Source organism: Pantoea sp. MHSD4 (assembly GCF_021043305.1).
In the GTDB taxonomy this organism is placed as follows: Bacteria; Pseudomonadota; Gammaproteobacteria; order Enterobacterales; family Enterobacteriaceae; genus Pantoea; species Pantoea eucalypti.
Window position 1 is genome coordinate 454,443 of sequence record NZ_JAJNDH010000001.1, and the last position, 21,804, is coordinate 476,246.

Sequence of the window (21,804 nt, forward strand, 5' to 3'; positions counted from 1 at the left end):
CCCGATAAAAGCATCACGCGCCGTGCCTGCCGACACACTCATTACGGCTATTGCGCGGCGGCGGTCAGCGGACGCTTTTTGCGCCGCAATTTATCCATCATCAGATAGACCACCGGCGTGGTGTAGAGTGTCAGCAGCTGGCTCATCACCAGCCCGCCTGCAATGGTAATTCCCAGCGGTTGACGTAGTTCGGCACCGTCGCCGCTGCTCAGCACCAGTGGCAGCGCGCCAAACAATGCCGCCAGCGTGGTCATCATAATTGGCCGGAAGCGCAGCAGGCACGCCTGGAAAATCGCCTCTCGCGCACTCAGCTGGCCGTTACGCTCGGCCTCCAGCGCAAAATCGACCATCATGATGGCGTTCTTTTTCACGATGCCAATCAGCAGCAGAATACCGATCAGCGCAATCAGGCTAAAGGGCGTATCGAACAGTTCCAGCGCCAGCAACGCCCCGACACCCGCCGAGGGCAGGGTAGAGAGAATCGTCAGCGGATGCACATAGCTTTCGTAGAGGATGCCCAGCACGATATAGACCGCCGCAATGGCTGCCAGCATCAGCCAGAGCTGGCTGCTTTGCGACTGCTGAAACACCTGCGCCGTACCGGCAAAACTGCCGCGCACGCTGGAGGGCACACCAATCGCGGTCATGGTCCGTTCAATTGCTTCCGATGCCTGTGACAGCGACACACCCTCTGGCAGGTTAAAAGAGATCGTCGAGGCGGCTGACAACCCTTCATGGTTCACCGACAGCGGCGCATTCGCCGGCTGCCAGTGGGCGAACCACGACAGCGGGATGGCTTTACCGTCGCTATTTATCACAAACATCTGTGAAAGGGCGCTGATATCCTGGGTGTAGCGCGGATCGACCTCCATCACCACTTTGTACTGATTAAGCGGCTGATAGATAGTGGAAATCTGACGCTGACCAAAAGCGTTATTCAGCAGGGCATTGGCCTGAGAGACATCAATGCCAAGCCGGGCCATGCTTTCACGATCGTAGGTCAGCGCCATTTCGCTGCCTTTATCCTGCTGATCGGAGTTCACGTCCGCCAGCTGCGGCAGCGCGGAGAACGCCTCGCGGATTTTCGGCTCCCACGTCCGCAGTGCGCCGAGATCGTCCGACAGCAATGAATATTGATAAGCAGCATTCGATTCCCGCCCCCCTGCGCGCAGATCCTGCACCGCATTCAGATAGAGATTGGCCCCCGGCTCTTTCGCCAGCTTAGTGCGCAGCCGGGCGATTATTTGAAGGGCACTCTCTTTACGCTCCGACAGCGGCTTCAGCGAGATAAACATCGAGCCGCTGTTGGTCCGCATCCCACCGGTAAAGCCCACCACGCTGTCCACCGCCGGATCGGCCCCGACAATCTCCATAAAATCCTGCAGCTTGCTGCGCATCGCCTGAAAGGAAATGCTCTGGTCGGCAGAGATAAAGCCGGAGAGTCGCCCGGTATCCTGTTCCGGCATAAAGGTTTTCGGGATATGAACGAATAGCCAGCCTGTCAGGGCGATGGTGGCGAAAAACAGCAGCAGCACCCAGCGTGCATGGTTCAGCACCACGTTAAGCGACCGACCGTAGCCTTGCTGAATCGCCATCAGTAGCCGGCCCACCCCGCGCTGACGTGGCTGGCTGCGCGGCGCGTGCGGCTTCAGCAGATAAGCGCACATCACCGGCGTCAGCGTGACCGAGATAAACAGCGAGATAAGAATCGACACCGACAGCGTAATGGAAAACTCAGAGAAGAAGCGGCCAATCAGCCCGCCAATCATCAGGAGCGGCAGGAACACCGCAATCAGCGACAGGCTCATCGACAGCACGGTAAAGCCGACTTCCCGCACCCCTTTTAGCGCGGCAGCCAGCGGCTTCATGCCGGCTTCCACGTGACGGGCAATGTTCTCCAGCACCACAATCGCATCGTCCACCACAAAACCGGTAGCAATGGTCAGCGCCATCAGTGACAGATTATTCAGGCTGAAGCCGCACAGGTACATCGCGGCAAACGTGCCGATTAGCGAAACCGGCACGGCAACGGCCGGGATCAGCGTGGCGCGGCCCGAGCGCAGGAAAACAAACACCACCAGAATCACCAGCGCCACGGCGATAATCAGCGACTGCTCCACTTCATGCAGCGAGGCGCGAATAGTGGGCGAGCGATCCTGAGCAATCTCAAGATCGATGGCAGCAGGGATCACTTCATGCAGCAGCGGCATTTCAGCGCGAATCCGATCGACCGTATCAATGACGTTCGCTTCAGGCGTTTTGCGGATCAGCAGCAGAACCGCAGGTTTACCGCGTGACATCCCGGCGTTGCGCACGTCCTGAACCGAATCCTCTACCGTCGCCACATCCGACAGCCTGACCGCCGCGCCGTTGTTATAATGCACCACCAGCGGCTGATATTCCCGGGCAGTCTGTAGCGCGTCATTGGTTCGCAGTTGCCAGCGCTGCTGACCGTCATCCAGTGCGCCCTGCGGTCGTCGCTGATTGGCATTGGAGATAGCGGTGCGCACCGCATCCAGCGATACGCCCTGGTTAAACAGTGCCTGGGGATTCAGCGCCACGCGCACCGCAGGCAGCGAACTGCCGCCCACGGTGACATCGCCCACGCCTTCAATCTGTGACAGCTTCTGCGCCAGCTGGGTGGAGGCGTAGTCATAAAGCTGACCCGGATTGTAGGTATCTGAGGTCAGCGTCATGATCATGATCGGCGCATCAGAAGGGTTAACTTTCCGGTAGGTGGGACGCGACGGCATGCCGGTGGGCAGCAGGCTTTGCGCGGCGTTAATGGCGGCCTGCACGTCGCGCGCCGCGCCGTTAATGTCGCGATCAAAATCAAACACCAGAATGATGCGGGTGCTGCCCAGCGAACTGGTGGAGGTCATTTCACTGACCCCCGCGATGCGTCCCAGCGAGCGTTCCAGCGGTGTCGCCACCGACGATGCCATGATTTCCGGTGAGGCGCCCGGCAGCGAGGCCGAGATGACGATGACCGGAAAATCGACCTGCGGCAGCGGTGCCACCGGCAGCAGACGGAAGCCCAGCATCCCGGCCAGGGCGATGGCCAGTGTCAGCAGGGTCGTGGCGACGGGCCGATGGATGAAGAGGGCAAAAAACTTCACTCTGCGGCCTCCGTACGGCCAAAGCGTCGGCGGGTAGCATGCGCCAGGCGGTCAAACAGCAGATAGATCACCGGTGTGGTGAACAGCGTCAGTACCTGACTCAGAATCAGGCCACCGACCATGGCGATTCCCAGCGGATGACGCAATTCGGCACCGACGCCGGTGCTGAGCATCAGCGGCAGCGCACCGAGAAGGGCTGCCAGTGTGGTCATCAGAATCGGACGGAAGCGCAACAGACAGGCCTGATAGATGGCATCTACCGGCTTCATGCCCTGTTCACGTTCGGCTGCCAGCGCAAAGTCGATCATCATGATGGCGTTCTTTTTCACGATGCCGATCAACAGGATGATGCCGATAATTGCCACGATATCCAGCTCATTGCCGCTGAGCATCAGCGCCAGCAGCGCGCCGACACCGGCAGTGGGCAGTGTTGAGAGAATCGTAATCGGGTGAATAAAGCTTTCATAGAGCACGCCCAGCACGATGTACATCGCCACGATGGCTGCCACAATCAGCCAGACGGTGCTGCTCAGCGCCGCCTCAAACGCCAGCGTACTGCCCTGGAACTGGGTCATCAGCTCCGCGGGCATGCCCAGCTGCGCTTCCGCCTGCGACACCGCCTTCACCGCATCTTCCAGCGAATAGCCATCAGCCACGTTGAAGGAGAAGGTCGCCGACGGGAACTGGTCCAGATGGTTAATGCTGAGCGGCGTGTGACGCTGTTCAATACGGGCGATGGCGCTCAGCGGAACGCTGCCGCCATCACTGCTGTTAAGGCGAATTGCCTCCAGGCTCTCCAGCCCCGGTGTGGCGTTATTATCCTGCTCCAGCACCACACGATACTGATTTGCCTGGGTATAGATGGTGGAGATGAGTCGCTGCCCAAACGCGTTGTACAGCGCGTTATCGACATCGGCCATGCTGATACCGAGGCGGCTGGCGCTGTCGCGGTCAACGTTGACATAAGCTTCCAGCCCCTGGTCCTGCCAGTCACTGCTGACGTCACGCAGCTGTGGCAGGGTACTGAGCCGGGTCAGCAGAGCCGGCACCCAGGTGCTGAGCGACGACAGGGAGCCAGACTGCAGCGTGAACTGGTACGGCGTGCGGCTCGCCTGGGTATCGATGGTGAGATCCTGCACCGCCTGCAGCCAGAGCTGCACGCCCGGCAACTGACTGACCTGTTGTTGCAGGCGTTGCTGAATAGCCGGAATGCGGTCGTCGCGTTGATCCAGAGGTTTAAGGTTAATCTGCAGTCGCGCGCTGTTCAGCGAGGCATTGGTGCCATCGACGCCGACAAACGAGGTCATGCTCTCAACCGCCGGATCTTTCATGATGATGGACGCAACGTCGCGGGTGCGCTCTGCCATGCTGGCGTAGGAGACCGACTGCGGTGCCTGCAGCGTACCCTGAATAATGCTGTTGTCCTGCTGCGGGAAAAAGCCTTTCGGGATCACCATCCACAGCAGCAGCGTCAGCACAAGGGTGCCAAGCGCGACCGACAATGTCAGCCAGGGGTGATTCAGCACCCGTTTCAGGCCACGGCCATAGGCGGCCACGATACGATCAAACATCGCCTCGCTGGCCCGTGAAAAGCGGTTCTGTTTACGCAGCGACTCTGCGCTCAGCATCCGGGCGCACATCATCGGCGTCAGGGTGAGTGACACTACTGCGGAAATCAGAATCGCTACGGCCAGTGTTACGGCAAATTCGCGGAACAGACGGCCAATTACGTCGCCCATAAACAGCAGTGGAATCAGTACCGCAATCAGCGAGAAGGTCAGGGAGATAATGGTAAAGCCGATCTCACCGGCACCTTTCAGCGCGGCGGTAAGCGGCTTTTCCCCTTTTTCGATATAGCGCGAGATGTTCTCAATCACCACAATGGCATCATCGACCACAAAACCCGTGGCAATGGTCAGCGCCATCAGCGTCAGGTTATTAATGGAAAAACCGAGGAAGTACATCGCCGCAAAGGTGCCGATCAGCGACAGCGGCACCGCCACCGCCGGAATCAGCGTGGCGGGCACGTTACGCAGGAACAGATAGATAATCATCACCACCAGCGCCATCGCCAGTATCAGCTCAAACTGCGTGTCGTTTACCGACGCGCGAATATTGGTGGTGCGGTCGGCGAGCAGTTTCACCTCTACCGATTTTGGCAGCGTTTCCGTCAGGGCGGGCAACATGGCACGGATATTATCTGCAGTGGCGATAATATTAGCGCCAGGCTGACGCTGGACATTAAGCACAATCGCCGCATCGCGATTGGCCCAGGCGCCAAGCCAGCTGTTTTCTGCTCCCTGTTCAATGGTCGCCACGTCACCAAGACGCACCGGCGCGCCATTTTTGTAGCTGATAATCAGCTGGCGATAATCTTCCGCGGATTTCATCTGGTCATTGGCTGACAGGGTAATAGAACGCGTCGGACCATCCAGGCTGCCTTTGGCGGAGTTAACGTTGGCATTGCTGATGGCGGTTCGCACCGTTTCACTGGTCAGACCCAGCGCCGCCAGCGCCTGCGCATTCATTTTTACCCGCACTGCCGGGCGCTGACCGCCTGACAACGTCACCAGGCCGACACCGCTGACCTGCGAAATTTTCTGCGCGACCCGCGTTTCCACCATGTCCTGCACCTGCGTCAGTGGCATGCTGCGCGTCGTGACGGCCAGCGTCATGATGGGCGGATCGGCAGGGTTTACTTTGCTGTAGACCGGTGGATTGGGCAGGTCGTTGGGCAACAGATTAGTGGCGGAGTTAATGGCCGCCTGCACCTCCTGCTCTGCCACATCCAGCGGCAGCGTCAGCTGAAACTGCAGTGTTACCACCGAGGCACCGCCGGAGCTTTGCGATGCCATCTGTTTCAGCCCCGACATCTGACCAAACTGACGCTCTAGTGGGGCGGTAATGGAGGAGGTGACCACATCCGGGCTGGCACCAGGATAAAGCGTAACCACCTGGATGGTCGGATAATCGACTTCCGGCAGTGCCGAGACCGGCAGGAACCGGTAGCCCAGCACTCCGGCCAGCAAAATCGCAATCATCAACAGCGTGGTGGCGACCGGACGCAGAATAAACTGGCGTGACGGCCCGCCACTGTGATCGGGAGGCATGACCTGCATTACTCACGCTCTCCTTTTGACGGCAGGGCGGCGCGGGTGGCGCGCGGTGCGTTGCTCTGCGGCGCGACCACCTCGACTTTCGCGCCTTCGGTCAGACGATCCAGACCATCGGTCACGACCCGTTCACCGGCTTCCAGACCGGCGCTGACCACCACTTTCTGGCTATCCTGCAGGCCGGCAATCACGCTTTTCTTGCTCACCTTGTTGTCACTGTTGACCACCCAGACAAAGTGGCCTTCGTTGCCCATCTGTAATGCGGCAGGCGGAATCACAACGGCATTCTGCAAGGTGTTGACCTTGAGCCGAACATTGACGAACTGATTAGGGAAGAGGGCGTCGTCCTGATTATCAAACCGCGCTTTGATTTTTATGGTGCCGGTCGTCACATCAATCTGGTTATCGAGGCTCAGCAGTTTGCCGCTGGCGATTAAATTCTCATTACTGCGATCCCAGGCCTCCACCAGCAGCGGCTGGCCGCTTTTCTGTGCCTTGAGAATGGAACTGATGCTGTTCTCCGCCAGGGTAAAGACCACATCAATCGGGTGCGTCTGGGTGATCACGACGATACCGGTGGTGTCGCCACTGGTGACGTAGTTGCCGACATCCACCTGTTTCAGGCCGACACGGCCGGCAATCGGTGCAGTGATTTTGCTGTAGGTCAGATTGAGCTGCGCACTGGCGACGCCACCCTCATCCGCTTTCAGGGTGCCCAGCGTTTCATTCACCAGTGAGCGCTGGGTATCCAGCTCCTGCTGCGATACCAGCGACGTTTTTGCCAGCTTCTCGAAGCGCGCCAGGTCGCGACGGGCATTGGCCAGCGTCGCCTGATCTTTCGCCAGCTGGCCCTGAGCCTGGGTTAACGCCACCTGGTAAGGACGTGGGTCGACTTCTGCCAGCAGATCGCCCGCGTTGACCTGCTGGCCTTCGGTAAAGTGAATCGCCAGCAGATCGCCATTGACCCGGCTGCGCACCATGGCCGTGTTAGCCGCCGTGACGGTACCCAATCCGCTAAGGTATTGCGGCACGCTCTGGCTGGTAGCCGTCGCTGCCTGAACAGGGGCGAGTGGCCGACGAGCGCCGTCACCGCTGCCCTTGCCACCTCGAGGCCCGGGCGAGTCCGTCTGGCTGCTGCTCTGTGGCTGGGCAGTGCGCTGCCAGGCATAGTAGCCGCCAGCGGCCACAGCAATCAGGGCCAGTGCGATCAGTGTTTTCTTCATAACAGGGTGTCGGGTGCTCATGATTGTTGATGCTCTCCAGCAGTGACGTAGTCCCAGGCGCAGGCATCAAATGGGTAGCCTGCAAACGACAGAGTGTAGTCGCCTCTGACAGGCAAAATTTGAAGGAAATAAGGATATCTGTCAGGGCCGGGTAATTATGCCTGTTATTACATTAATCGCAGCACAATCGTCATAAAGGCGTGAAAACACTTTGCTATGCTGAGAAACAGGCAGTTTGTCAGGCAAATTAAGGAGCAGATAATGAGTCAGAATCAAACCCGGCAGTTGGGTGACAGTGGGATTACGGTGCCGTTACTGACGTTTGGCGGCAATGTGTTTGGCTGGACGGTGGATCAACCCACCTCGTTTTCTCTGCTGGATGGGCTGGTTGAACGAGGGCTGTGGTTCATCGATACCGCCGATGTCTACTCCCGCTGGGCGCCAGGCAATAAAGGCGGTGAATCCGAAACCATTATTGGAGAGTGGCTGAAGAAAAGCGGAAAACGTGACCAGATCGTGCTGGCAACCAAAGTTGGCATGGAAATGTCGCCTGAGAAGACCGGGCTGAAGCCGCAATATATCCGTCAGGCAGTCGAAGATTCACTTCGCCGCTTACAGACTGACTATATCGATCTCTATCAGGCACACCGCGACGATCAGGATACGCCGCTGACGGAAACGCTGAGCACCTTTGACAGCCTGATCCGTGAAGGTAAAGTGCGCGCCATTGGTGCCTCCAATTACAGCGCAGCGCGTCTGCAGGAGGCGTTGAAGGTGAGTGAATCGCAGGGGCTGGCGCGTTATGAAACGCTGCAACCGCAATATAACCTGTTTGACCGCCAGCCTTATGAGTCGGAACTGGAGCCCGTTGTCATGGCGCAGGGTTTAGGCGTGATCAACTACTACTCGCTGGCCAGCGGTTTTCTCAGTGGCAAATATCGTGATGCAGCAGATGCCGGTAAAAGCGCACGCGGGCAGGGCGTGGTGGAGAAATACCTTAACCCGCGCGGTCTGCGGATCCTGGATGCGCTGGATGCCATCAGTGAAGCCCATCAGGCGACGCCAGCTCAGGTGGCACTGGCATGGCTGATTGCCCGTCCTGGCATCACCGCCCCGATCGTCAGTGCGACGTCGATTAAACAACTCGACGATCTGGCTGGTGCGATGCAACTGACGCTGACCCCCGCGCAGATCGCGCAACTGAACCAGGCGAGCCGTTAACTTCAGGGGCGCCAGCGCCCCTTTTTTACGGTATGCCTGTGCAGGAAGTAAGCCCGCCCAAAGAATAATCAATCAGAGATCCCGATCACACTTGCATTAATAAACGGATGTTACGGAAAATTATGCGCACGTATTTATAAAAAACAACGTTTACCCAGCACTATCCTCTGCGCGTCACTTCCCGTAACTCACATAAGAATAAACAAGATGAAAAACAGAAAAGCACCCACCTTTTCCGCTGCCAGTATGGCAACGGGCACCCTGATCCTGGCCATTTTTTCTTCACAAGCCATGGCTGCTGACGCGCTGAGTCCGGACTCCGAATGGATGTTTGGTGACTGGGGCGGCTACCGAACGCAATTGCAGGATGACGGCATCAAGTTTGACGTCAACTACACCATGGAGAGCGCCGCAAATTTAGGGGGTGGCGCAAATACCAACACCACCATGCGCTACAGCGACCAGTGGACGTTCGGCACCAATTTCGACCTGCAAAAGCTGCTGGACTGGCAGGATGCCGAATTTCAGATGACCGTGACGAATCGTAACGGTCAGAATGTTTCTGAGCAGGTCGCGGATCAACGCACCGGGATGCTCTCCTCCGTGCAGGAGGTGTATGGTCGCGGCCAGACCTGGCGTCTGACACAGTTCTGGTTACGCAAAGGATTGTTTAACGATGTGGTCGATCTGAAAGCCGGACGCGTGACGGTGGGTGAAGACTTCGATAATTTCGATGGCAACCTGTTCCAGAACCTGGCACTGGGCAGCGGACAGGCAGGTAACTGGCGCGGCGACCGCTGGTTCAACTGGCCGGTATCGCAGTGGGGCGGTCGGATTAAGTTCAATATCACCCCGGAGGTCTTCTTCCAGGTTGGTTTCTACAATCAGAACCGAGCTAACTATGATCGCGGAGATGGCTTCCGTCTGGATACCAGCAATTCCGAGGGCAATCTGGTGCCGGTGGAACTGGGCTGGAAACCGACGTTCGGACCGGAGAAATTACCGGGTAACTACCGCATCGGTTATTACTATTCGTCGGTGGATGGCGATGTTTATGGCAGCTGGCGCAATGGCGGCTATCAGGATCAGGCGCATGCCTATGGCGGCTATCTGCTGTTACAGCAACAGCTGACCGCGCAGGATGGCGATGTGAATCGTGGTCTGGGCGTGCGGGTTCAGGCGGTGATGAATGATCACAAGACCTCGAAGACCGATAACTACCAGTCTATCGCGTTTACCTGGACAGGACCGTTTGATGCCCGTCCTCAGGATGAGATTGGCGTAGGTGCGTCGCGTATTCATGTGAACAGCGACTACACCCGCGCTCTGCGTCAGCAGAATCAGGCGAATGGCGAGAGCCGCTTTGACAGCCCGACCTATCTGCCGATTCAGGAAGGTTCAGAGTACAACTATGAGGTTTATTACAACGCCAAAGTGACGAACTGGATGTCACTGCGACCAAACCTGCAGTATGTGGTGGCGCCAGGCGCGGTAAGCGAAGTGAAAGATGCGTTTATCGGCGGTATCAGCGCCAATATTGCCTTCTGATTTACAGCCCAAAAGGGCTCAGATGTATCAGGCAGACTGCTCCCAAACGTAAAGCGATGGGAGCGTGCTCGTCGTTGTCTGCAAACAAAAACGATAAGCAGTTGCCGTTTGAGATTGATGACGAAGTTTGGCTCGGTTAGCTGTGAGATCGAGCCAGTGCAGTAAACACGGTCAGATCGGAAAGTCGCTTACACCAATCCCTGGCACGCTCGGCCCGCGCCGTCCATGGCGCGGGACGCTTTCCTCCTCTGACCGTGTTCCCTGCTTGTTGAGTTATTCCGTCGCTGCCAGTTGCACCCTGATTTGAATTTTTCAGCAGTCTGAAAGGGCACTTAAAGGTGCCATTTTTTTACATAGCAGGGCTGCCAAAGATTAACGGAACATCACTTCTGCCCAGCGGGCCAGCCCGGCGGTGACGGAGGCGAAATCATCGCCGCCCGCAATCGGCGTATCCGGCAGCGTCTGCTGCAGTGCCGCGCGCAGTAACGGTGAACGCGCACTGCCGCCGGTCAGGTAGATGACATCCGGTTTAATCTGGCTGGTGGCTAATGCCAGCTGCACCTGCTCCAGAATTTTCTCCAGCGGCTGACTGATGGCGTCCTGCAGCTGCTCCACACCAATTTCTGTCTCTAATGCCGCGGCAATAAAGTCGAGAGAGGCGGTATGTGCCGGATTAGCTGACAGCGCAATCTTGCTCTCTTCCGCTGCCCGCACCAGGCGATAACTCAGCTTCTGCTGCCAGACTTTCAGCAGTCGAGCCACCACATCACCCTGTTCAGCATCCCGCACTAAATCCCGCAGCCACTTTCCGCAGGCCGGACTGTAGAAGTCGCTCTGTGCCGGCACATCATTTATCGCGATGGCGTTCCACCACGGCAGGGCTGGCAAGGCGGTGCCTTTCTGGGTATTACCACCCAGGCCAAGTAGCGGCATCAGGGTCTTAAACGTCAGCATGATATCCAGGTCGTTACCGCCAACGCGGCAACCGCTATGGCCCAACAGGCTTTCGCGGCGGTCGGCCTTATCACGCCACTTTGGCCCCATCAGCAACATCGAGCAGTCGGTGGTTCCGCCGCCGATATCCACAACCAGCACGGTTGTTTCCTGTTTGAGTGTGGCTTCGAAATCGAGTCCGGCTGCCACCGGTTCAAACTGAAATTCCACGTCGCGGAAACCGGCACGGTGTGCTGCGCGAAGCAGAATGCCTTCAGCCTGCTGGTTAGACTCTTCACTGCCTAAGCCCTGGAAGTTGACCGGACGCCCGATCACAGCCTGATCGATAGCGTGATCAAGCTGGCTTTCGCCCTTTTGGCGGATGTGCAGCATCATAGCGCAGACCAGATCTTCAAACAGAGCAATCTGCTGCGGCTTCAGGCCAGTGGCACCGAGAAAGGATTTGGGGGATTTAACGAACCAGACATCTTCGGGATCGACCATATAGTGCTGCAGCGCGGTAAGGCCAAACTGCACACTGTTGGGCTGAACCTCAATATCTTCTTCGCGGTTATAACGCAGGGCGCGCTGCAACAACGCGGTGGTTTCGCTATCAGGTGTTGCCACCTGATGATGGCGATAGAGCCATTCGCTGATCGACTCGCGGGTAGGCGCACAGATCATCGACGGCAGCAGGCGCTGATCATTTTCCAGCGTTAACAGACGTGGCGTGCCATTTTCGCTGACTGCAATTGAGCAGTTAGCCGTACCGTAATCGAATCCTATGAACATTTTCGCCCCCATGCCGGAAAAAAGGGGGCGACTTTAGCGCAGCTTCATCAGTGTAGCAAGCAGGTCGCGCTGGAATTAACGGATAGCGAAGATTCGATCTTCGGCCAGTGCGCGTAATGGCTGCCGCTCGGCCACGGCACTGCCCCAGACGCCATCCACATCAAGGGTAGCCAGCGTGCTGAGCACAGCAGGGACCGAAACCGGACCGGCCAGCACCGCGATGTTACGCTGCGTTGCCTGGCCCTGAATAATGGTCAGCAGCATCTCATCCATCAGATTATTGTGAACGTTAGCAACCAGTTCAGGTGCCAGTACCAGGTAATCAACTACCTCGTTACTCAGCAGAGTAAACGCGTCCAGATTTCGGCCAAAATGTTGCAATACGATACGGCAGCCACACTGCCGCAGTTGCAGCAGTGCGGAATAGAGCTGATCGCCTTTGCTCAACACGCTGGCCGCAGGGAAAGCGAAACCACAGTGGCTTTCAGAGAGACCGGCCGCGACAAAGCGCTGACAGAGTTGCTCCACAAAGGCGGCATCACTGAGTATCCCGGCATCAAGCGGCAAAATCACCGGAATGCCTTTCTGATTGAGCTTTTCCACGTCGTGGCGGAAAAAAACCGCAAGAATATTGTTATCGAGACGACGTCGCAGCGTCTCATCGTGCAGGTTATTGCGCAGCAACGTCTCATCCAGCAGTAATCCATCTGCGGTTAACAGCTGTACATCAAGCAGCCAGATAAAGGCGGCCTGCGGGGTTTTGGGTGGCGCAACAGGCCAGGCGGGCAGTTCAATCTGCAGCGCATCAATCATCGCGGCATCCATTCCCTGATGGTTACCCGGCAGCGGTAAGCTATGCTGCTCATAAATCATCAGTCGTCCACGCCCACTGCGTTTGGCGTTGTAACAGGCGATATCCGCCTGAGAAAGGACGTCGCTGCTCTGACAGTTTTCTGCTGAAATTTGTGTCACTCCCGCACTGGCGCCCACATGATAGAGGCGACCCAGCCACTGGAAGCGGTAATCGTTGACCGCAGCGACGATGCGCTGCACCACGTCATGTGCCTGACCCACATCGCAATCAGGCATCAGAAGCGCAAACTCATCGCCGCCCAGTCGGGCCAGGAAGTCGCTGCTGCGCAGATGGTGCTGCATCAGATCGGAGAGCTCGCGCAGCAATGCATCGCCTGCGGCATGCCCTGCGGTGTCATTGACCGCTTTAAACTTATCCAGGTCGATAAACACCAGCACATGCTGATGCTGATGTTCAGCGGCATCAAACAGCAGACGTTTAAGCTGAAGCTCAAAGCTGGCGCGGTTAGGCAGGCGGGTCAGGGTGTCGTGGAGGGCGCTGTAACTCAGGCGCTTCATCAGTTTACGTGATTCACTCACATCCTGAATAACCATGACGGCACCCTGTTCCACGCCCGCTTCTGAACGCAGTGGCGTGATGCTGTAATGAATATCGATGTGGCCGCCATCCGGGGTGTGGAGCACCAGATCTTCAGCCAGACTGGGGGTGATTTTTTCCGGTGGCAACTGGCACAACAGCAGATTCTCCACTTTCGGGCCGTTACGTCCCTGAGTTATGTGCAGCAGCTCACTGAGCGGCTGCCCGGCAGCCTGCTCCTGTGACAAGCCACTCATCTTCTCCGCCACCGGATTCATAAAGGCGACACGCATCTCTTTGTCCGTGCTGATAACCGCTTCACCGATTGAGTCCAGGGTTATCGCCATGCGCTCTTTCTCCTGAAACAGCGCTTCGTTCAGATTACGAAGCGGGGTGATGTCCTGGCAGATCCCCAGCATGCGCTCAATGCGGCCCTCTTTACTCAGTAAACGGTTTGCCTGGGTGCGCACCCAGCGCTGGCCCTCGGCATTAACCACGCGATACTCCATGTGAAAAGCACTGCGCAGCTCAATCGCCTGTTGCACCGTCAGCGCAGCATACTCCCGATCTGCGGTATGCAGCAGATGGATCCAGAGGTCATAGCTGGGCGACTCATGAGAGGCGAGACCAAACAGGGCATACATGCGCTTGTCCCATAACATTTCACCGGTCAGCAGGTTCCACTCCCACACGCCAATGCCACCGGCTTCGTTGGCCAGCGTGATGCGCTCCATCAGCCGGCGATTCACCTGCTCACTCTGCTTCAGCTCAGAGATATCAATAATTTGCGCGATAAAATAGAGCGGTTCCTGGCTGCCATCGCGCACCAGCGATACCGTGAGGCGTGCCCAGACAATCTCACCATCTTTACGAAAATAGCGCTTCTCAAACGTGTACGTATCAATCTCACCTTCCAGCAATCGGCTGGCATGTTGCAGATCAAGGCTCAGATCATCAGGATGCGTAATTTGCTGGAATGTCAGGCGTTTGAGCTCTTCGGCCGGATAGCCAAGGATATCGCACAGCGAGCGGTTAACCTGCAGCCATTTACCCTGAGGCGCCACCAGCGCCATACCGATTGCAGAGTATTCCATGGCGTGACGGAAGCGGGTTTCGCTGTCGGTGATGTGGAGTTTTTCACGCCGGAACGCATCCATCACCAGCGACATAATGTGGCTGGGGATCAACACCAGAAGGAAAGGTAACCAGCTGGAGACCGGGCCCAGCGCGCTGTTGTTGTTTACTACGCTGACCGCATCCAAAGCCAGCAGCATCGAGATAAAACTGGCGTTGATGAAGAACAGCACAAACGCCTGCAGCTTGGGCAGGCGCACCGCGCACCAGAACAGGATTACGACAATAAAGGTAAAGGGCCAGGGCAGAAAACGCAGCGACAGATAACTGGCACCCAGGGTCAGGAGCAGCGTCATCAACGTTTCAGGCAACTGCCTGCCCAGCTCGCTGAACTGGGCCCGTCGCAGCGGCCAGGGCAGCAGCAGCAGCATCGGGCCTAACACCAGCATGCCGATGATTTCTGAGATCACCCATGTATAAAAGAAGGGAAACGAAGCGTGGCCGCTGACCTGCAGCGTCCAGAGCGCCAGCAGGCCGCCCAGAACCGGTGTCACGATACCCACCGATAACACCATCCGGGCCCAGTCATGCAGAGAGTTCAGTGGCGCGCGCCGATCCAGCAGCGCGCGCAGCAGCATGCCACCCACACTGGCCTGAATAAGGTTTAACAGCGCGAATTTAATGTTTGAAAAGGCGGGCCCGATGATGATGGCGTTGGCCGCGGCGGTGCCCAGCACACAGGCAGTCAGCAGCAGGGGTAGCTGTCGTGACGGACAGCGGAAAACCACCACAGTCATTAATGTCGTCGGGAACCAGAGCGGGGAGATTTTCCCGCTGACCACGATCAGTTCAAGACAGAACAGTGTCAGGACAAACACTATACAGCCAAGGAACAGCGCCGAAAGCCAGCAGTTTGGCGTGCTCTTTTGCGGGGACAGGATCTCTATCGTCATGCGGACTTCCGTCAGGGTGCAACACTCCGCTACGGCGAATCAGGCACCAGTCATTCTCTGACTGCATGCTAGCACATTCGGCAAAGAAAAAAGGGGTGAAATCAATATTGCCCGTTATTCGGTGAATTGACGGGCACAGAGAAATTGATGACCAGCGTATTGATTACTGGCGGAAAAGATCGGCGCGGGTATAGGGCTTCTCCAGCCCCGCGAGGCTGGCAGAGAAGCGTTCCAGAAACTGTTGCGTCGTGGCGACACGGCCATGACCCATTAATAGAAACGGCACTAACAGTGCAGCACCGATCTGTGGCCAGCTAAAGCCTTTGAGCGCGGTGCGGCGCTGAGAGATCAGAAACGCGGTACTCAACGTGAAGCCCAGCAGCAAACCGGTGGCAACCTCACTTTTCGAGTGAGCGTGGATGACCAGACGCGAGAACCCAACCATCAGAGGAATCAGGTAACCCACGCCAATCGCGGCAATGCGCCATTTTGCTGACCAGCGTCCGGAAATCAGCCACAGCATCACTGGCCACAGGGTAGCGGACATCGCGCTGTGACCGCTGAAGCCGGTAAAATTAAAACGGGCACTGCCGATGCCAAACCCGAGAAACAGAATCTTTGAGATGCTGACTGTCAGGCCAGCCAGGCCAAAGGCCACAATCCAGTAAAAGACCGTAAGGCGGTTATCACTTTTCCACGGCAAAATCAGCGCAATAATTACCGCTGTCGGAATCAACAGCATGCTGTCGCCAAAATAGGTCAAAGTCTTCCAGTGCATACCACTCCTGATGCATCATTCGGTCATCATGTCAGCGACACGCGTTCAGACAACCGCGCGCCGCACAGGCCATTTTTTTATAATATGGTGTGCTGCTAGTTTATCGGTGAAATGAGTGGCGTCCAAAGGAGAAAGTCTGAAAAGACGCCGGTGCCATTTTTCTGGCATCAAAAGGCCGAAATCCCTATACTTAGCGCGAACACACCCTCTCCATTTCGGCCCGTCCGCTGCCCGCGTAATGTGTGACCAGTGGCAGGCTCCAGTTATCAGGTCTTAAAAAAGTATGACTGACAAGTCTCATCAGTGCGTGATTGTAGGCATTGCCGGCGCTTCCGCATCCGGTAAAAGTTTAATTGCCAGCACGCTCTATCGTGAAATCCGTGATCAGGTAGGTGACGAGCATATCGGGGTTATCCCGGAAGATGCTTATTACAAAGATCAAAGTCACCTCACCATGGAAGAGAGGGTTAAAACCAATTATGACCATCCGAGTGCGATGGATCATGATTTGCTGTTGCAGCATCTGCAGGCGGTAAAAGCCGGGCAGGACATTGAGCTGCCGGTCTACAGCTACGTTGAGCACACCCGCACTCAGCAAACGCAGCACCTGAAAGCGAAAAAGGTCATTATTCTTGAAGGCATTCTGCTGTTAACCGATGCCCGTCTGCGCCAGGAACTTAACTTTTCTATCTTCGTCGACACGCCGCTTGATATCTGTCTGATGCGCCGTATGAAACGTGACGTCAATGAGCGCGGCCGCTCAATGGATTCGGTAATGAGTCAGTATCAGAAGACCGTGCGTCCGATGTTTCTGCAGTTTATCGAGCCATCAAAACAGTACGCCGATATCATTGTGCCGCGCGGCGGAAAAAACCGTATCGCCATTGATATCCTGAAGGCGAAAATTAACCAGTTTTTTGAATAACCCACGTCCATCCGGACGGGGTGCAGACCGGTGGCAGGCACGCTGTCACCGGTTCGCTACACTTATGCCATGGAGTTACCGCAATGAGATTATGCGATCGCGATATTGAAGCCTGGCTGGACAATGGCAAACTGGCCATTGAGCCACGCCCGCCTGTCGAGCGCATTAATGGGGCAACCGTCGATGTGCGCCTGGGGAATCAGTTCCGCACCTTCAGCGGCCATACCGCGGCCTTTATCGATCTGAGTGGCCCGAAACAGGAAGTAAGCGCGGCACTGGATCGGGTCATGAGCGATGAGATCGTGTTGCCTGATGGTGAAGCCTTTTTCCTCCATCCGGGTGAGCTGGCGCTGGCGGTAACGCTGGAGTCCGTGACGCTGCCTGACGACCTGGTCGGCTGGCTGGATGGCCGTTCATCGCTGGCGCGCCTCGGGCTGATGGTGCATGTGACAGCGCACCGCATTGATCCAGGCTGGCAGGGTCGTATCGTGCTGGAATTCTACAATTCAGGTAAACTGCCGCTGGCTCTGCGTCCGGGTATGTTAATCGGCGCGCTGAGTTTTGAACCGCTTTCAGGCCCGGCTGCGCGTCCTTATAACCGACGTGAAGATGCTAAATATCGGGGTCAGCAGGGCGCTGATGCCAGCCGTATCGATAAAGACTGATCTGAGGATGTAATGAAAAGAGTGATAACCACGCTGGCCATCCTGTTAGTGGTGGTCGTAACGGGATTGAGCGCACTGGTGCTGCTGGTCAATCCCAACGACTTCCGTACCTATATGGTGCAACAGGTTGAACAACGCAGTGGTTATCGCCTTGAGGTCAGTAACGATTTGCGCTGGCACGTCTGGCCTCAGCTCAGCATCCTGGCTGGGCGGATGAGCCTCACCGCGCCGGGGGCGACTCAGCCGCTGGTCTCAGCGGAGAACATGCGTCTCGATGTTGATCTCTGGCCTCTTTTATCCCATCAGCTCAGCGTCAGTCAGGTGTTGCTGAAAAATGCGATAGTGCGGGTAACGCCCGACAGTAGCGCGCAGCCTGCCAGAAATGCCCCTCAGGGTCCCCGTGATGCGGAGCCTGCCTCGACATCCACCGGCTGGTCATTTGATATCGCTAAACTGCGGGTAGCCGACAGTCTGCTGATCTGGCAACAGCCAGGCGGCGACGAATATAATTTCCGCGACCTCAACATTACGATGGATCAGGACGCGAACAAGCTGGCGACACTCTCTCTGAGCACGACGCTGATGCGCAACCAGCGCAACGCCGCGCTGAATCTCAAAGGCCAGCTGGATGCTGCGCAATATCCGCACCGTCTTACCGGCCAGCTGCAGCAGCTCGATTACACCTTATCGGGCGCCGACATTCCGTCTCAGGGGATTAAAGGGTCGTTAAGCCTGCAGGGCGAATGGAATGGTGACCGGCAGCAGTTCTCCTTTAGTGGTCTGCAGCTCACCGCAAATGACAGTACCCTGACCGGGCAGGGCAGTGGTCATGTGGTGCCGCCACAGCAGCTGGCGCTGGATCTGAAAGCCAGCAACCTGAATCTCGATAATTTACTCACCAGTGCGCCCGTTTCTGAAGCGCCTGGCGCGCAGCACGCCACCGTGGCCCGTTCGCCGGTGATTGCTGCGCCGCGTGAACGCACCAATGCGGACTCTCCTCTCAACGACATGGATCTGGCGCTAAAACTTCAGGCGAATAATGCGGTATGGCGCGGCCTCTCGCTGACTGATTTTACGTTAAATGCCCGCAATCAGCAGGGACTCATGACGCTGAACACCCTCAGCGGCAAGCTGGGTAATGGCAGCTTCTCGATTCCCGGCAGCATCGACATTCGTCATCCAGAGACACGGGTCAGCCTGAAACCGCAACTCCGGTTTATTCAAATCCAGCCGTTGCTGAAAGCGTTTGCACTACCGGAAAGTCTGCAGGGCAACCTGAGTCTTGACGGGGAGCTGTCCGGCGATACGCTGACAGTCGAGGCGGCAAAGCGCAGCTGGCAGGGCAGGGCGACGATCAGTGCCAGCAACCTGAAGCTGGCACAGCTTAATCTCCAGCAAATGGTGCAGCGTGCTGTGGCTCGGGTCAGCGATAAGGTCAGCAGCCAGGATGCCGTAGAAGAGGGTATTGAGTCGATCAGCGGGCAGGTGGCGCTGAATAAAGGTGTACTCAGCTTCAGTGATCTCAATGGCAACGGTCAGAATCTGGGATTACAGGGCGCGGGCAAAGTCGACATGGTGCAGCAACAGCTGGATGTGACGCTGGGCCTGAAAATCAGCGGCTGGCGTGGCGATGATGCGCTGGTGAAGGCACTTTCCAGTCAGCCTATCCCACTGCGTATGTATGGCGGCTGGAACAGCCTGCAATATTCCCTGCCAGTGGATGACGTTCTTCGTAACCGTCTGCAGAGTGAGGCAAGGTCACGTCTGAATCAGTGGATTGATCGCCAGAAAGAGGGCGAGAACAAACAGAATCTGAAGAAAATCATGCGTCCCTAGCGGGCGCATTCCCTGCGCCCCTGGCAGTGGCTATACCTCGTAATCAGCGTCAGGCTGCCGCAGGATTTCTACCTTCTGAATCCGATGATTTTCAACCTGCAGCGTTCGCAGCAGATAGTCACCCAGTTGCAACACTTCGCCTTCCTGAGGAATGTGTTGCAGCTTATCCATCAGTAAGCCAGCCAGCGTATGGTAGTCACGCTGTTCATCCAGCGGCAATTTCACATAGAGCGCCAGATCGTCCAGTGGCATATGGCCGTTGGCAATCCAGTGACCTTCACCCTGAATCTGAATATCGTAACGGGCATCAATTTCACCCGCTTCATTCGGCAGATTGCCGGCGATGGTCTCCATCACATCACTCAGCGTCACCACGCCTTCCATTGAACCGAACTCATCTACCACAAAGGCAAAATGTGTATGAGCCTGACGAAACTGTTCCAGCGCCTGCAGCAGGGTCAGTCGCTCAGGAAACACCAGCGGTTGTCGGATAAGGGCGCGTAAATCGAGTGAATTGTTGTGCAGCGACTGGTGCAGCAGATCGATAACATGCACCACACCCAGTGGTTCACTGGAGTGCTCGGTTATCAGAATGCGCGTGTGCTGATTGCGGTCAAGGCGCGACATGATCTCAGCCGGATCATCACTGAGATCAATATGGTCGACGTCGTGGCGCGAGGTCATAATGCTGTTAACGTGACGCTGACCCATGCCCAGCACGCGGGCAATCATTGCGCGTTCCTGGCGGTTAAAGAGCATACTCTCATCGCTGTCAGCAATCAGCGATGAGGTTTTGGCATCCAGCTCCGCCGGTTCTGCCGCACCGCGCAACAGCCTTAATACCGCTTCCGCCGTGCGCTGGCGCAGTGGGCGACCAGCCGACAGCACGCGGCGGCGATTAAAGTGTGCCAGCTGGTTAAGCGCTTCGATGACAACTGAGAAGCCGATGGCCGCGTAGAGATACCCTTTAGGAATGACAAAGCCAAAGCCTTCCGCCACCAGGCTGAAACCGATCATCAGCAAAAAGCTTAAGCAGAGGATGACAATTGTCGGATGGTTGTTCACAAAGCGGGTTAACGGCTTGCTGGCGAGCAGCATCAGCAAAATGGCAATGGTGACAGCAACCATCATGACGGGCAGATCATTCACCATGCCCACGGCGGTAATGACCGCATCCAGTGAGAATATGGCATCCAGCACCACGATTTGCGCCACCACCGGCCAGAATTTAGCGCCGCCTTTTTGTTGACCGGACGCCTCATCGTGTCCTTCCAGACGCGCATTCAACTCTGTAGTGGCTTTAAATAGCAGGAAAATCCCACCTGACAGCAGCAACAGATCGCGCGCACTAAAGGGGTGTCCGCCCAGCGTGATCCAGGGTTCTTTCAGGGTAACCAGCCAGGAAAGCGATGCCAGTAACAATAATCGGCAGAATAACGCCAGCAGCAGTCCTATCACACGTGCGCGGTCGCGAAGCGGTCCAGGCAGCTTCTCAACCAGGATGGCAATAAAGATAAGATTGTCGATGCCTAAAACCAGTTCCAGAACGATTAGCGTTACTAATCCCGCCCATATCGAGGGATCTGCAATTACCTCCAGCATGTCATGTTCACCTGAATATTTTAAATTGAGTTTTCTCTGATGATAGAGGAGTGCGAAGCCACGTACAAATGGCAGGGCAGGGGGGCGATGACCCAATCAAGGCGATATATCGTGCAAAATATGAACATATGAGTGTGACGTTTTGATTAAATTCATAGTATGCAGCAGAGAGTATTCTGACTCCTTTTTAACCCTGGATGAGATATTCACCTGTCGGGCTTATGCGATTTATCTCATCACGAGTATGGCATTAATCCTAATTTTGAAGAAAGCATTGCACTGCCTGTCAGGCCTCAATACTAATCGCTGGTAGTCTTTTTCCTAAAATAGTCCAGGGATAGCGGGACCTGCTTGTAAACAAGCCAGTAATAACTAGTATAGCAACAAGTTTGCAAACTCTGCCCCAGAGTCGTAATTCGCGAGCCTATTCGACATTAATCGCAATGTGACGAATGAGTCATTCGCCGGTGAACGTCTGCACGATGCAATGCGGTAACGTTACTGCATTACGGGGATCAATATGAATGACGACAGCGATATTGGCAGCGACAGCCAAGGGCGGTAGCGTGCCCGAATCGTGTTTTTGTTGATAAAGTGAGCAGCGCTGGCGGTGGTTAAGTCAGAGTAATCTG

At 56.4% G+C, this 21,804-nt stretch carries 12 protein-coding genes; 5 read left to right on the forward strand and 7 right to left on the reverse strand.

Going from position 1 to position 21,804, the window contains the following annotated elements; translation table 11 throughout:
• Positions 1-47: 47 nt before the first annotated feature.
• From mdtC to LQK91_RS02065, 3 genes are read right to left on the reverse strand one after another with little or no spacing between them, the layout of a single operon-like run.
• Complete coding sequence (gene mdtC / locus LQK91_RS02055; protein ID WP_105098983.1) at positions 48-3,119, reverse strand: multidrug efflux RND transporter permease subunit MdtC; 3,072 nt, start codon at positions 3,117-3,119, stop codon at positions 48-50.
• The gene (locus LQK91_RS02060) at positions 3,116-6,238 is read right to left on the reverse strand and encodes an MdtB/MuxB family multidrug efflux RND transporter permease subunit (protein ID WP_105098984.1); all 3,123 of its coding nucleotides are present in this window, start codon (positions 6,236-6,238) and stop codon (positions 3,116-3,118) included. The genes mdtC and LQK91_RS02060 overlap by 4 nt, the downstream gene beginning before the upstream one ends.
• The gene (locus LQK91_RS02065) at positions 6,238-7,476 is read right to left on the reverse strand and encodes an MdtA/MuxA family multidrug efflux RND transporter periplasmic adaptor subunit (RefSeq protein WP_078804577.1); all 1,239 of its coding nucleotides are present in this window, start codon (positions 7,474-7,476) and stop codon (positions 6,238-6,240) included. Before LQK91_RS02065 ends, LQK91_RS02060 begins: the two co-directional genes overlap by 1 nt.
• A 240-nt stretch (positions 7,477-7,716) precedes the next feature.
• Here LQK91_RS02065 and LQK91_RS02070 point away from each other — a divergent pair, with 240 nt between their 5' ends.
• Positions 7,717-8,676, forward strand: coding sequence for an aldo/keto reductase (locus LQK91_RS02070; RefSeq protein WP_004571274.1), 960 nt, complete (start codon positions 7,717-7,719; stop codon positions 8,674-8,676).
• A gap of 207 nt (positions 8,677-8,883) precedes the next feature.
• A complete protein-coding gene (locus LQK91_RS02075; RefSeq protein ID WP_004571275.1) occupies positions 8,884-10,224 on the forward strand; it encodes a carbohydrate porin in 1,341 nt (446 codons plus the stop codon).
• Positions 10,225-10,596: 372 nt separating this feature from the next.
• Here the strand turns inward: LQK91_RS02075 and yegD are convergent, their stop codons facing one another.
• The 3 genes from yegD to LQK91_RS02090 all read right to left on the reverse strand — a co-directional run bounded on the left by yegD (position 10,597) and on the right by LQK91_RS02090 (position 16,144).
• Positions 10,597-11,949, reverse strand: a complete 1,353-nt coding sequence (yegD, locus tag LQK91_RS02080; protein WP_008926093.1) for a molecular chaperone — start codon at positions 11,947-11,949, stop codon at positions 10,597-10,599.
• A gap of 75 nt (positions 11,950-12,024) precedes the next feature.
• A complete protein-coding gene (locus tag LQK91_RS02085) occupies positions 12,025-15,366 on the reverse strand; it encodes a diguanylate cyclase (RefSeq protein WP_039659793.1) in 3,342 nt (1,113 codons plus the stop codon).
• A gap of 163 nt (positions 15,367-15,529) precedes the next feature.
• Positions 15,530-16,144, reverse strand: a complete 615-nt coding sequence (locus LQK91_RS02090; protein WP_004571278.1) for a phosphatase PAP2 family protein — start codon at positions 16,142-16,144, stop codon at positions 15,530-15,532.
• A 283-nt stretch (positions 16,145-16,427) separates the two neighbouring features.
• Between LQK91_RS02090 and udk the strand changes: the two genes are divergently transcribed.
• The 3 genes from udk (at position 16,428) to asmA (ending at position 19,570) form a co-directional block, all read left to right on the forward strand.
• On the forward strand, positions 16,428-17,069 hold the full coding sequence (gene udk, locus LQK91_RS02095) for a uridine kinase (RefSeq protein WP_004571279.1): 642 nt from the start codon (positions 16,428-16,430) through the stop codon (positions 17,067-17,069).
• A gap of 83 nt (positions 17,070-17,152) precedes the next feature.
• Positions 17,153-17,734, forward strand: a complete 582-nt coding sequence (gene dcd / locus LQK91_RS02100; RefSeq protein ID WP_004571280.1) for a dCTP deaminase — start codon at positions 17,153-17,155, stop codon at positions 17,732-17,734.
• A 12-nt stretch (positions 17,735-17,746) separates the two neighbouring features.
• The gene (gene asmA / locus LQK91_RS02105) at positions 17,747-19,570 is read left to right on the forward strand and encodes an outer membrane assembly protein AsmA (protein WP_039659794.1); all 1,824 of its coding nucleotides are present in this window, start codon (positions 17,747-17,749) and stop codon (positions 19,568-19,570) included.
• Positions 19,571-19,600: 30 nt separating this feature from the next.
• Here the strand turns inward: asmA and LQK91_RS02110 are convergent, their stop codons facing one another.
• On the reverse strand, positions 19,601-21,172 hold the full coding sequence (locus LQK91_RS02110; RefSeq protein WP_039659796.1) for a TerC family protein: 1,572 nt from the start codon (positions 21,170-21,172) through the stop codon (positions 19,601-19,603).
• Positions 21,173-21,804: the final 632 nt, after the last annotated feature.